The sequence below is a fragment of the Chroococcidiopsis sp. [FACHB-1243] genome (genome assembly GCF_014696895.1).
Classification (GTDB): domain Bacteria; phylum Cyanobacteriota; class Cyanobacteriia; order Cyanobacteriales; family Chroococcidiopsidaceae; genus Chroococcidiopsis.
Genome location: NZ_JACJQX010000058.1, coordinates 17,711 through 29,041 on the forward strand (window position 1 = coordinate 17,711; position 11,331 = coordinate 29,041).

Below are 11,331 nucleotides of genomic sequence, written 5' to 3' on the forward strand. Positions count from 1 at the left end.
TTACAATCCAGCACTTGAGGCAGAAGCAGATGAAGTTGTCAATAGATGTTTTCGGAAAAGTTGGCTCTGCCAACTCTTAGGGGCGAGCCAGTAGTCGTAGGTCAGACGATCTCGATCGGGAAATAGCAAGAAAGCGCCCAGGAGGTAATCGATCAAATTGTCGTAGCTCTGGATGCGGGTGAAAGATTGCATCTGTGTTAGTACCGCCAAGAATGCTTCAGACGTTGCCACTCCCATTGCCATCATCTCCCGTTCTTGCTGCTTGGAGAACTTGACTTTCGTGCCGTGCCAATTCCACAGCAAGCAGCACTGCTGTAGCGATAGATGAAGCGGTTGCAGTAGCAATGCGGCACGATAATATAGCCCAGAGCGCCTCAGTATATAGGGATGAATTGGCAAGGGAAGATTGGCACTCTCGCCTGCTAGTGCAATTATATAGTGTAGCGAGCGCTGATTCAGGCGCGATCGCCGTTCGGTGGCGAATAACCAATCGCATCGACGCTCTTGTGCTAGGTGTTGTAGCAATTCCATTTCAGGAACACACAGAGGTTGAAGATTGACTTGTTTGTGCAGGCGAGCGCCACTTTTGAGTTCGCGGTTGCGGATGATGTAGAGCGTTTTTCTGGTCAAGTCTAGGTCAGACCAACGCAGCCAACATAGTTCGGATGGCTGTAAGCATTGGCAGAACAGCAATAAGGCGATCGCCTTGTTCCTCGTAGAGTAGCGAGTTTTTTCCATCGCGGCGATGACGGCATCGACTTCGTGCAGGTAAAGAAATTCCCGCTCGCGGCGTTGTTGGAATACAGTTTTGAGCGGCGGCGGTGTCCTGGGCATGGAATGGATAAATTTTTCGGCAAAGTTCGCGCTTTAATTATGCCATGCCATCAGGTATTGGTAGAGGCAATCGTTCAAAGATACAGCGTGAAGATACAGCAAGGGTACTACTGCTAGATAACTAGTTAACTGGTAGCGAACTAGAATAGCGTGCTTTCAACTCTTTTTCAGTATAGTCAGCCAAGTAGATTAGCCCAGAAAAGTCGCGACCGACGATACGACCGCGACTCCCAGGCGCGGATTACCGTGACAGATGTACCGTGCATGATGACGATATCGCCTTCACAGAAACAATGTTTGATGACAGACATAATAAATACCTTACTACTCTCAGATTTTGGTTTTATTGCTAGCTAAACATTCTCGCTGTTGACTGTGGGCAACGGCAGAGAGCCACAGGCTCTCGGTGGAGATTGGTGCGAGAAACTAAGGTTCCGTGCCAGATGGTGTTGGATAACTAGGTGAATGTCGTGAGCGTTTCGAGCTAGATCTGGTACGAGAGCGCTACGAATACGCAAGTGTTGCTTGTCAGATAAATCAGCAAACTGCGGGATTAACGTCCGAAGCTGGGTGAGTTTTTCAACCAACTCGTGATGTTGCTCGACATCTAAAGAAGGAAATAGCTCAGCGATTTCTGCGAATTGTCCCATACACAGACGAGACAGAAATTCGCAGGCTTTGGAGATCGTCGCTAGCTGTTCGTCACTTAACCCTTCTAGGTTAGTCATTCTATTTTTTCCTACAAATTAATTCCTACAAATTAATAACTATCTCTGGCGTTGCCCACCAGTGTAGAGTGCGGTCGAGCGATCGCGTTTCTTAGCTCGACTTTACACCACCGACAAGGGAGGACAGCTGCTGCTACAAGTTCTCTCATTTTTGTATTCTAATTAGAATACAAAAATGATATTCTAATTAGAATATATATATATAATAGATAAACTAGAGTTTCAAAGGAATGCCTAGTATCTAATGCCAGCAGTTGACCAGCTCATAGCCCAACTCGTGCAAGAGCGCTCCCAAACTCAGATGAGCCAGACGCAACAGCATTCTGTGGTCAATCCTCGTCTGAGCCAACAGCAGCAAGAGTGGCTGCATCTAGAAAAAGAGCCGATCTATTTACTGAAGCTGACAGTCAAAGTGGGAGTGCAATCGCTGAAGTTGGATGGCTCCCATTTAGGGATTAGGGATGATGTCTTGAGATTGTTGGAGAGTGCGGCAAAGGGCGGCTATGCAGCCAAGATCAACCACCGCCTTAAAGATGCTGCTACCAAACTCCAAGCACGACAGAAAATCATCTACAACCGCTACACCCTTTTGAGCGAACCGTTCCGTTTCGTCCACGAATCGGCACTGCCCGATGCCCTAGAAGCAATTGAAGGGATGATGGCAGAAGCTGATTCCTTGCGGCAAGGAATTTTAGCAACATACAAATCAGAATACGCTGGTTTCTTGTCGTGGGTGGAGCAAGTACTAAAAGCCGCAGCATTAGAATCAAAAACAGTCGAGTTAGCATTGCGGCAGTATGCTAGTGCTTATCCTACCAAAGAGGAATTGCAAATAAATTCATTGCAGGTTCTCGTGGAAGGACCGATAAAAATTCCTTCCTTGCTAGAGCGCTCGGAGCGCGAAGCAGAAATGCAAAGGCAGCAGGCAGAAGCAGAGGTAGTTGCTGTCGAACGCCAGAAACTCAAGTTAATCGAGCGGGCGCAAGAATCTTTACAGCAGACATTAATTTCAACTTTATACGACGCTCAAATCAGAAGTCGGGACGAAGCTGACGCAAAGCTAGCTCAATTACTAGAGAGCTTTAATTTGTCAGGAGCGGATGCGACATCGAGAACGGGGCAGAAGTGGGACACCTTAATTGCTCGCTTGCAAGTATTAATGCAATACGATCCGGATTTAGAGCCGCTCGTGGACAGAGCAAGGCAGCTGAGTCAGCTATACCTGAGTGACAGCCCCGACTTGAAACAAATTATTCAGCACCTGGAAGATTTCAGAGCCATGCTGAAGCAGCGCGTGCAGGCTCCATACTCGACTGGGGAGGGACTTGCCAACCTGACGAAGGCGTTGGCACTGGATGCGGGTTACTCCGAGTTACTTCGGCAGTTAGACGCGATCGCGCAGCAACCAGATCCGGAGCAGTTGCGGCAACTCAAGGGCAAGTTGGCATCAATGGAGAATTTATTTAAATTCCGTACCAAAGACTTGCTCAAGCGCTGGGGGATTGCTGAGGCAGCCGTGCACCAGTCTTTGGGATTAGAAGTAACAGCCAAAATAAAGGATATTGACACTGCTCCAGATGCCGTCCATAGCGACGAGCGCCAGCGTGACTCCATCGATCGACCTTACGACTGGGAGGCGGGATTTTAGAACAACTGACATTCTAGTTGTAATGCGAAATTAAATTATGGCAACCGCTAAAAACACCAAAAAGTTAGCCGCTCAAATCCCCAACCATGCCCCATCTGGCTCTGCTCTAGAGCGGTTGCAACAGTTACGGCGAGAGTTAAATCAGATTTTTTTGGAGCGATCTACGATTATTGACGGAGTGCTAGCCGTACTGCTAACAGGTGGAAATGTGGTTTTATTTGGTCCGCCTGGTTGTGCCAAGAGCTGGATGTTACAACAGTTGTGCCGAGCGATAGAAGAAGCTGTATTTTTCGATCGCCTGTTGCAACCGACGATGACTCCTGACGAGTTACTAGGGCAACTGTCGCTGCGAGCATTACAGCAGCAAGATGAGTTAATCCGCAACACTAAGCGGCGGTTGCCCGAAGCACACATTGCCTTTTTAGATGAAGTATTTCGCGGCAACTCTACTAGTCTCAACGCCTTGTTGCGGTTGATGAACGAACGGGTATTCGAGAATCCAGAACCGCAGCCAGTACCGTTACTGTTCTTGTGCGATGCTGCCAACAACGTTCCCACTGATGCAGACTTGGATGCGTTTGTCGATCGCTTCGTCTATCGCCCTTGGTTGCAATACGTCCGCAAGTTGAGTTCTAAGCGGGAATTAATCCACCGAGCCAGGCATAATCTCAAACCAGAAGTGAAGGTGCGTCTGAGTCTGTCTGAAATTAAAGCTTTGCAGCAACAAGCAGCGCTCGTACCTTTTAGCGACGAACTAGCAGAAGATTTAATTAAATGCCAGATGGTACTGGATCGGGAAGGATTTTTCATTAGCGATCGCAAGTTGCAACAGCTAGTCAAACTGCTGCAAACCCATGCACTGGTGCAGGGCGATGAGCAAGTGTACCCAGAATCTTTTCACGAATTGCTGCCAGACTGCCTGTGGCAGAGAGATCCCAAGGAGCGACAGAAGATCGGTCAAATTTTGAATGCTTGCGTCCCCGATCTCGATCGACAAGCCGTATCTTGGTACGATGCGGTAAAGGAAGAGGTCGGCACTGTAGTGAGGGCAGCCAGAGAATACGATTTGCGTCCGAGCAATCCAACCGAACAAAAGTTGATTGAAGCAGCCGACAATGCTGCAAGTCGCTTAGAGGATATCGCTCGCAAGATTGAGAAGTTAATCGCCGATAACAAGAGCCGCAATGCCCGACGAGCGCAGAGGATACTGACCGATATTCGGGAAGATTTACTGATTGAAGTTGGTGGCTATAAAAATAAAGTTTACCAATAGTTGCATAGCAGATTTTGCATTATTTAGGCACTTCTTTCTTCTTCCCGCAAGGCAAAAGTGGCGATCGCATTTATTTCTTCTTCTTCTTCTTTCAGTGTTTGGTAGAGCTGCCAATTTTGTTGCAGATTCAGCCAAAACTCTGGACTGTTTCCAAAGAATTTCGACAGCCGTAATGCCGTACTTGGGGTTACGCCGCGCTTGCCATTCACCAACTCGTTAACTCGCTGGTAAGGAACGTGGATGTTGTTAGCTAAATCCTGCTGAGTCAGTCCTAGTGGTTCTAGAAAATCTAGCAGCAAAATTTCTCCTGGATGTGTGGGAGGGCGATATTTGGGAATTTTCATCTGTTCGTACCTCATTTCATCAATGGCGATCGACAATCTCAACCGCAGATGCTTCTTGCTCCAACCAGACAAAATAAATCCGATACCGATCATTGATGCGAATGCTATGCTGACCTTCGCGCTCGCCTTGCAGGGCTTCTAACCTATTTCCTGGTGGCACTCTCAGATCGTTCAAAGATATAGCGGCATTCAGTTGGTCTAACTTTCTCCTGGCAACAGACCAAAGATTAATTGGGCAAACTCTTAGAGCGTCTTTTGAATCCTCGCCATCAAAAATCTCTTCCGTTCCTCGATCTTTAAATGCAAAAATCATGAGCGCGAGCGCACTTCCGTTAACATAATAACACGGATATTATGCTATCTTTAGCTAAAAGTGACCGAGGCGCAATCGCTATTTGCCAGTTTAGGCAGTGTTGATGCTCGATAGATTCCAACTCTCATGCTGTACGACTTTGAACCGCTAGTGTATCGAGTTGCAAGCATCTCCAAACTCTTCTGGCAGGAGTATATAAACTATTTTGAAGATGCTCGGTCGATGGTGAGAGTAGGAACTAGCAAGCTGTTTGCCTTTCCCAGTTTCACCCTAGAAGTTTTTCATCGACTTTACTACGAGAGCGAACCAGAGCAGCTAGACCCACCACCACCCGAAAGTGCTTGGGCGATTTTATTGCATCGGGAGTTTGAACAGCTCATCAGCTTTGACACTTTGGTGGAGCAGTGTCAAGGCAACCAATTGGCGGCGGGATTGGCAACAGTAGAGTATTGCCGTCAAGTGTACGAGAAACTGCCACCACCCATGCCTCGATTTCTCAATCCGCAACAGTATCGGGATTTGATTAAGCAACTGAAGCATCAACCTGAAATTCCGCCATCTGGGGTATTTGAGCAGATATTGACTTCTCCTCAAACAACTTCCCCAACTGGTTTGCCACTACCCAAAACCCGACAGCAACGGGAACGACAGCAGTGGTTGAGGCAACTGATAGAAGATAGTGGCGATCGCTCAGATGAACTGGTCCAACTCCTACAACGGGAAGGAAAACAAGCTGTATGGCAGGCTCAACAGTATGCAGATAGTTTTGATGAAACGCAAGTTAGGCAAATGCTGAGGGCTGCCCTGAACGCCGCTCATGAAAAATTGAGCGAGGTAGCTGGGTGGTTGGAGATGCTAGGCTTGAGCTGGGGAAATGAAATCGGTGGAGAACGAAGCGTTTCTCCTGCTGAAAAAATGGCGCTAGCTCAGAAGATAGCAGGTCATGCCAAGCTCAAAAAGATCGCTGTCGTTGCCGGACGTTTCCAACAGATTGCCGAGCGCAAGCGTCGCAGCCAAGCTCTAGATGCTTTTGGCGAGATAACTACGATTGAGTTAGAAAATAACTTGTCGCGGTTATTGCCTACCGAACTTCAAAAACTATCCGCAAGCGATCTCTTCCCTCTATTCGCACTGGGATATTACGATCGCTCCCTATTGCAATACAAGACGAGGGGAAAGGAGAAGCAATGCAAAGGACCGTTGGTGGTGTGCTTGGATTCCTCTGGTTCGATGGATGGATTGCCCGACACTTGGGCGAAAGCAGTGACGGCAGTGTTAGGACAAATTGCTTTAAGGGAGGGGCGACACTTGCGAGTCATCCACTTTGCAACTAGAGTTTGTCGAGTTGATGACTTTCCACCCCACCACCATGACTTCTCACGACTGCTGGAGTCGATGTTGGCTTTTTACAATGGTGGCGGCACTGCTTGGGAGCCAGCTTTGTTATCTGGCTACCGAATGTATTGAGCGACAACAACAGTTTAAACAGGCAGATATTGTTATGGTCACGGACGGCAAGTGTGACGTGAAGCGGGAATTTTTAGAGCAGTTGAAAGTCAAGAAGCAACAACTAGAATTCAGTGTTTATGGAGTTTTAATCGGTGGTGCAGGCAAACGGCTCCCTAAGCAGTTTTGCGATCGCATCTGGGTTGTTAAAGATCTTGTGAGCGATGAAATAGTGATCGAGGAGTTATTCTTACTGTAGTCCAGGTTCGACATGTACTATATGTAATGAGTATGACCAAATATTGATGTGAGAGGGAGAAGCTGTTATGCTCTAGAGATATTGCGTGGCGCACTAGGAGCAGGGGAATGAGTGTAACAATTCTGGACAGCAATGCTGAGTTTGTCACACTCCAGCTGGTGGTGCCATTGCAAAAGACATTTTTAGAGACAGAAGAAACACTCCAATCAGTGCTGAATGAAGCAGGCACGCTAGCTAGTGGAGAAGCACTTCATTCAGTTCGACACTGATGGTTCTCCGATTGAGAGCGGCGGTATGCATTGGACTAGCACGCGGAAAATTACCCAAGACTTATCAAACTCCATACGGAATGGTAGCTCTAGAGCGCCATGTCGATCAAACAAGCGGTGGCGGAAAAACTTTGTGTCCGTTGGAGGTGGATGCTCGCATCATCATCACCTCGACACCGAAGTTCGCGCAACAAATCAGCCATAAATACGCGCAGATGAGCAGCGTGCGGTTAGTAGAAGACTTGAGAGAGAATCATGGGCGCTCGTGTCATCGGTCGTTTGTGCAAACCTTGGCAGAAGCTGTCGGCACCATTGCCCTATTCAAGGAAGAAGATTGGCACTATCAAACACCAAAGCTACCGATGGCAATTGAGGCAGTGAGTGTTGGGGTGGATGGAACGTGCATGTTGCTGTGTGAAGATGGATGGCGGCAAGCAATGGTAGGGACAATCAGTTTGTACGACGCTTTAGGAGAACGTCAACATACGACCTACATTGCTGCTGCGCCAGAACACGGGCGAGAAACGTTTCTTGTCCGGATGCAACGGGAAGTTGAACAGGTAAAGCGGTTATATCCCCATGCCCATTATCAAGGGTTAGCAGATGGCGCACTAGAGAATTGGACGTGACTTGTGCCACTCACCCACAGCCAGGTGTTAGATTTTTAGCATGCGACACAGTATCTGAGCAAGGTTGCCGCATCCGTGCATCCTCACAGTGTTAAGTATCAACAAGCGAGTATGGACAATGGCTGCCACATTCTCAAACACGAAGTCGGAGCTGCCACTCGTTTACTCGCAGAAATGGAAGCAATTGAACCGAAACGAATGTCTGAAGGAGTGTGTTCTGGATTACAAGATGCCATCACCTACTTTCGTCACCACCACCACCAAATGCATTACGCCGAAGCTATTGCCTGGAATTTACCGATTGGTTCGGGTGTTACCGAAGCCGCCTGTAAAGTGATTGTTAAAGCACGTTTGTGTGGCGCAGGTATGAAATGGAAAGACCGTGGTGCTGGAATTGTCTTGAGTTTACGAACCTTGACTTACACCCAAGGGCGATGGCAGCAATTCTGGTCGAAAATCAATCGCTATGGCTTCACTCTCGCTGAATTTTTACATTAAATTTTGGTCATACTCAAAGTGACTCGCGTTCCTGGCTTCGCTCCTGGCAAGTTGTTTAAGGATAAAGTTGCTCCCAACAGTTAGCACTCGATCGCAAGTGCGTCAACTTTTTGCATTAACCAAAGCAGTAAACGTGATTCCATCTTGGAAGGTTGCGCCTAATTTCTACTTTGTTGTTAGCTGCTGGTTTAGCTTCGGGTAGTTCATTGAACTTGAGTTGTTATACCGCTTATGCTGTAACCATTTGGGCTTTGATATCTGGAGATGCTGGCTCAAAACGTAGCACCATGATTTGCTCTGGTCGCAGCCCTAAAGATTCGTAAGTCCGGCCATTGCGATCGCTGAATTCAACCTCAAATGCCGTACCATCAGCCAGCAGTTCTACCACTGTCCCAACTTGTCCTCGCCACAAGTTGTATTGAGGAAGGTCAGCAGTCAAGGCTACCACATCTAGCAATTTCACTGTATTCTTTGCCATTCTAGTTACCTTTAGCCATTACAGAGGATAGCAGCTTGTTAATCTGGGAATTTCCGAATCATGTTCGACAATCCAGCCACTGCGAAGAGTCGCACTTCTATCTTGCCACTCGATCTGAAAGTCTAGAGTATAACGCTGTCCAAACTCATCTTGTCTTCCCAATCGCGCTGCTTGAGTTTGAACGGCTTCCAGCAAAATTTGGCGCAATTCTTCAGCATTGTCAGCTGTCATCCCGAGTATTGACGAAAAAAGTCGTGCTTTGTGTTTGCCATTCTCATGTTCTGTATTCAAGCAGTAGTCACGCAACTTACGGATATCAACAATCGCATTTTCTGCATTGGGAATGAGCATAGAAAAGCTAACACAGATAGTTAATTCCTCAGTGGCTCTCGAAACCTATAGCGTCCACCGATCTCTTGAGGAGCGAGGAAACAATTCTTAGTTGTGTTGTTTCTCCAAATTGTGATGATTTGCTTCTCATCCCTCAATTCCCTAACTTTGTCTCGGCAAAAATCGAGTGCGATCGCCCTTCATTGACTCACACCATAATCTTTTTCCATAACTTCTAAATACCGTATCTGCCTCGGTGTCAAATACAACGACCGCTGTATCGTCTCTAAAATCGCATAATCCACCGCTTCTAACTCAGCTTTCAACAAGTTGCTAATTCGCGACGAAACTGATAATAAAGTAATGCGATCGCCCTCACTCATATCTATAGATTCCACTTCTTCTTCCCTACACTGGATTGTCTCACCCTTCAGGCTAATATAAACCTGATAGAAATTGTTGCCAATGTGTTGAATTACTCCCCAGTATCCATCATACGAGCGCAAATCTACATTTTTGAATGCTCGAACTTTTACGACATCATCAATGCGGCACTGGCTGCGATCGCATAACGGAATGTGAGTGCGCTCTTTGACGATATCTACAATACTGCGTTTTGCTGCATTTTTATCAGTTAGTAGCATCGTTGCCACCACCGCACTGACATCTTTAGCAACTAGATTGCGTTCGCCAGCTATCTGTTTGGCTTTTTCAATGGCAATTGGCTGGTATTCTGGCTTGAGCTTAGAAAGGGGGCGCAGATGTGATTCATGAAACGTTCCCACCGGAACATTGAGATAGTTTTTCTCGATCCGTCCTGCCTTTAATTCCAACTGTAGTGTCGAACGAGCTTGGGAAAACAGATCGGATTTCATCAGCCCGCTCATACTCGCAAAGCCCAAAGCCAAATACCCTTGCCTCATTTCTAAATCCACCAACAGCCAACGAATACGGTTGCAGCAAGCGTTGATTTGTTCTACGCACCCTCTCGCTTCTGCTTCATCCATTCGCTCTTCTACCGAAGCTAATACTTCAACATTAAACGATGATGCAATTGCAACATCGTTTGACATTAAACGATTTGACAATTTCAAACACGATAGCGGTATCCTTTCTCTTGTACCACCATCCAGTGCTACGATGCCTGCGTCAGGAGAAGGCAGCGCCGTAATTTCTCCCAACATACCAGCCAACAGCGGGTGAACTGTAATGGTGACGCGATCGCCTATTCGGAAATTATAGACAGCAACATCCGTGCTGCTTCGGGTCTGATTATCCATAGCACAAACCTCGCTCTAGTTGGTTGTCAATTTGGGCGATCGCTACCACCCGATCGCACAGTTGTTGATGCTTTTTCTGCTTGATTCTTTCAATCTGCTCTTTGCACTTTCTCAATCCCGACTCACACACCTGTTGCCCAACATCGAAGCTATCGAGCGAGCGCTGCATGAACTCGGCAACTGATACCACAAACCGATTCACCGTCACTACCTGTTGCCCCAAATCGTTCCACCACGTTCCGGTATCGCGCCATCCCCGCTCTCTGGCGGCTGCTAACTTTTCATCCAAGCTACCCGTATCGGAATTTGACACGTCAATTTCGTTGAGGAGTTTGTTGGCAGGGAGAGCAGAAGTACCCTTACGGGGTACTTCTGCCTCCAGAAGAGTGTTAATTTCGTTTACCTGTAAAGCAGATATACAGGTGTCTGAGTTTAGTTGACTAATATTATTGGCTCTAAGTTGAACGACTTTCTCTTGCTGGTTGGCAATAGGCTTGTTTTCTTGTGGTGCAAGCGATCGCCAATTTGAACACGGCATCAAGTAAAAAACCGATTTCTTCCCAGCAGCGCGATCGCATTGGATCATTTGCATCTGTGCTAGCTGTGTCAATACTCGTAGAACTGTGATGCGGGTCAACTTGCACACCCTGGCTATGCTTTCACTGGACTCTGAAACTACACCATCCACCGCATTCTTGAACAGGTGGCAGTAGACGCGAAACTGGTTGGGGCTGAGTCCAAAATTATCTAGGCGGTCTAATACTTGGGAAAAGTTATCGAAATTATACTCGGTTGCTATCATTATTTGATTCCAGTGTGAAAGGCTCTTGCAGTCCACGAGAGCCTAAGTTCTTATATTACAGTTGTAGATAAGCTAGTAGACGACCAAAGTTATTTTGACAGGCAAAGAGCTGCGTGAGAACATGGTTTAGAAACTTACTCATGCGATGTACAATGCCAGTTAAATATACTGTTAACCTAACCCAAGAAGAACATCAACAA

13 protein-coding genes and 1 pseudogene are annotated in these 11,331 nt (G+C 47.0%); 5 read left to right on the forward strand and 9 right to left on the reverse strand.

What is annotated here, in order from left to right; translation table 11 throughout:
• The 3 genes from H6G17_RS28520 to H6G17_RS28525 form a co-directional block, all read right to left on the reverse strand.
• Nucleotides 1–834, reverse strand: a complete 834-nt coding sequence (locus H6G17_RS28520; protein ID WP_192161925.1) for a tyrosine-type recombinase/integrase — start codon at nt 832–834, stop codon at nt 1–3.
• Between the two features lie 176 nt (nt 835–1,010).
• On the reverse strand, nt 1,011–1,145 hold the full coding sequence (locus H6G17_RS34330) for a hypothetical protein (protein ID WP_277876103.1): 135 nt from the start codon (nt 1,143–1,145) through the stop codon (nt 1,011–1,013).
• A gap of 42 nt (nt 1,146–1,187) precedes the next feature.
• Complete coding sequence (locus tag H6G17_RS28525) at nt 1,188–1,562, reverse strand: hypothetical protein (protein WP_192161926.1); 375 nt, start codon at nt 1,560–1,562, stop codon at nt 1,188–1,190.
• 244 nt (nt 1,563–1,806) lie between these two features.
• On the opposite strand from H6G17_RS28525, the gene H6G17_RS28530 reads away from it, so the two are divergent.
• Both H6G17_RS28530 and H6G17_RS28535 read left to right on the forward strand, forming a co-directional pair.
• The gene (locus H6G17_RS28530; protein ID WP_192161927.1) at nt 1,807–3,210 is read left to right on the forward strand and encodes a hypothetical protein; all 1,404 of its coding nucleotides are present in this window, start codon (nt 1,807–1,809) and stop codon (nt 3,208–3,210) included.
• A gap of 37 nt (nt 3,211–3,247) precedes the next feature.
• Nucleotides 3,248–4,483: an AAA family ATPase gene (locus H6G17_RS28535; protein WP_192161928.1), complete on the forward strand. Its 1,236-nt coding sequence runs from the start codon at nt 3,248–3,250 to the stop codon at nt 4,481–4,483.
• 23 nt (nt 4,484–4,506) lie between these two features.
• On the opposite strand, the gene H6G17_RS28540 is transcribed toward H6G17_RS28535, so the two are convergent.
• A complete protein-coding gene (locus H6G17_RS28540; protein WP_106545471.1) occupies nt 4,507–4,827 on the reverse strand; it encodes a HigA family addiction module antitoxin in 321 nt (106 codons plus the stop codon).
• A 19-nt stretch (nt 4,828–4,846) separates the two neighbouring features.
• Complete coding sequence (locus H6G17_RS28545; RefSeq protein ID WP_192161929.1) at nt 4,847–5,140, reverse strand: type II toxin-antitoxin system RelE/ParE family toxin; 294 nt, start codon at nt 5,138–5,140, stop codon at nt 4,847–4,849.
• A 126-nt stretch (nt 5,141–5,266) separates the two neighbouring features.
• On the opposite strand from H6G17_RS28545, the gene H6G17_RS28550 reads away from it, so the two are divergent.
• The 3 genes and pseudogenes from H6G17_RS28550 to H6G17_RS28560 all read left to right on the forward strand — a co-directional run bounded on the left by H6G17_RS28550 (nt 5,267) and on the right by H6G17_RS28560 (nt 8,241).
• Nucleotides 5,267–6,607 (forward strand): VWA domain-containing protein, encoded by a 1,341-nt coding sequence (locus H6G17_RS28550; protein WP_192161930.1) that lies wholly within the window; start codon nt 5,267–5,269, stop codon nt 6,605–6,607.
• Between the two features lie 34 nt (nt 6,608–6,641).
• Nucleotides 6,642–6,845: a hypothetical protein gene (locus tag H6G17_RS28555; protein ID WP_192161931.1), complete on the forward strand. Its 204-nt coding sequence runs from the start codon at nt 6,642–6,644 to the stop codon at nt 6,843–6,845.
• 107 nt (nt 6,846–6,952) lie between these two features.
• A pseudogene (locus H6G17_RS28560) lies at nt 6,953–8,241 on the forward strand (ISKra4 family transposase).
• A 229-nt stretch (nt 8,242–8,470) separates the two neighbouring features.
• On the opposite strand, the gene H6G17_RS28565 reads toward H6G17_RS28560, so the two are convergent.
• The 4 genes from H6G17_RS28565 to H6G17_RS28580 form a co-directional block, all read right to left on the reverse strand.
• On the reverse strand, nt 8,471–8,719 hold the full coding sequence (locus tag H6G17_RS28565; RefSeq protein WP_106218625.1) for a DUF4926 domain-containing protein: 249 nt from the start codon (nt 8,717–8,719) through the stop codon (nt 8,471–8,473).
• An 18-nt stretch (nt 8,720–8,737) separates the two neighbouring features.
• Nucleotides 8,738–9,070 carry a DUF6883 domain-containing protein gene (locus H6G17_RS28570; RefSeq protein WP_192161932.1) on the reverse strand — a complete coding sequence of 111 codons (333 nt, stop codon included), beginning with the start codon at nt 9,068–9,070 and terminating at the stop codon, nt 8,738–8,740.
• A gap of 179 nt (nt 9,071–9,249) precedes the next feature.
• Nucleotides 9,250–10,329 carry a hypothetical protein gene (locus H6G17_RS28575; RefSeq protein ID WP_192161933.1) on the reverse strand — a complete coding sequence of 360 codons (1,080 nt, stop codon included), beginning with the start codon at nt 10,327–10,329 and terminating at the stop codon, nt 9,250–9,252.
• Nucleotides 10,322–11,131, reverse strand: coding sequence for a hypothetical protein (locus H6G17_RS28580; protein ID WP_192161934.1), 810 nt, complete (start codon nt 11,129–11,131; stop codon nt 10,322–10,324). The genes H6G17_RS28575 and H6G17_RS28580 overlap by 8 nt, the downstream gene beginning before the upstream one ends.
• Nucleotides 11,132–11,331: the final 200 nt, after the last annotated feature.

Excerpts from the sequence above, each read along its gene's own strand:
- H6G17_RS28565 (WP_106218625.1), bottom strand. The coding sequence starts at position 8,719 with ATGGCAAAGAATACAGTGAAATTGCTAGATGTGGTAGCCTTGACTGCT.
- H6G17_RS28530 (WP_192161927.1), top strand. The coding sequence starts at position 1,807 with ATGCCAGCAGTTGACCAGCTCATAGCCCAACTCGTGCAAGAGCGCTCC.
- H6G17_RS28525 (WP_192161926.1), bottom strand. The coding sequence starts at position 1,562 with ATGACTAACCTAGAAGGGTTAAGTGACGAACAGCTAGCGACGATCTCC.
- H6G17_RS34330 (WP_277876103.1), bottom strand. The coding sequence starts at position 1,145 with ATGTCTGTCATCAAACATTGTTTCTGTGAAGGCGATATCGTCATCATG.
- H6G17_RS28545 (WP_192161929.1), bottom strand. The coding sequence starts at position 5,140 with ATGATTTTTGCATTTAAAGATCGAGGAACGGAAGAGATTTTTGATGGC.
- H6G17_RS28575 (WP_192161933.1), bottom strand. The coding sequence starts at position 10,329 with ATGGATAATCAGACCCGAAGCAGCACGGATGTTGCTGTCTATAATTTC.
- H6G17_RS28580 (WP_192161934.1), bottom strand. The coding sequence starts at position 11,131 with ATGATAGCAACCGAGTATAATTTCGATAACTTTTCCCAAGTATTAGAC.
- H6G17_RS28540 (WP_106545471.1), bottom strand. The coding sequence starts at position 4,827 with ATGAAAATTCCCAAATATCGCCCTCCCACACATCCAGGAGAAATTTTG.
- H6G17_RS28520 (WP_192161925.1), bottom strand. The coding sequence starts at position 834 with ATGCCCAGGACACCGCCGCCGCTCAAAACTGTATTCCAACAACGCCGC.
- H6G17_RS28570 (WP_192161932.1), bottom strand. The coding sequence starts at position 9,070 with ATGCTCATTCCCAATGCAGAAAATGCGATTGTTGATATCCGTAAGTTG.
- H6G17_RS28550 (WP_192161930.1), top strand. The coding sequence starts at position 5,267 with ATGCTGTACGACTTTGAACCGCTAGTGTATCGAGTTGCAAGCATCTCC.
- H6G17_RS28555 (WP_192161931.1), top strand. The coding sequence starts at position 6,642 with ATGGTCACGGACGGCAAGTGTGACGTGAAGCGGGAATTTTTAGAGCAG.
- H6G17_RS28535 (WP_192161928.1), top strand. The coding sequence starts at position 3,248 with ATGGCAACCGCTAAAAACACCAAAAAGTTAGCCGCTCAAATCCCCAAC.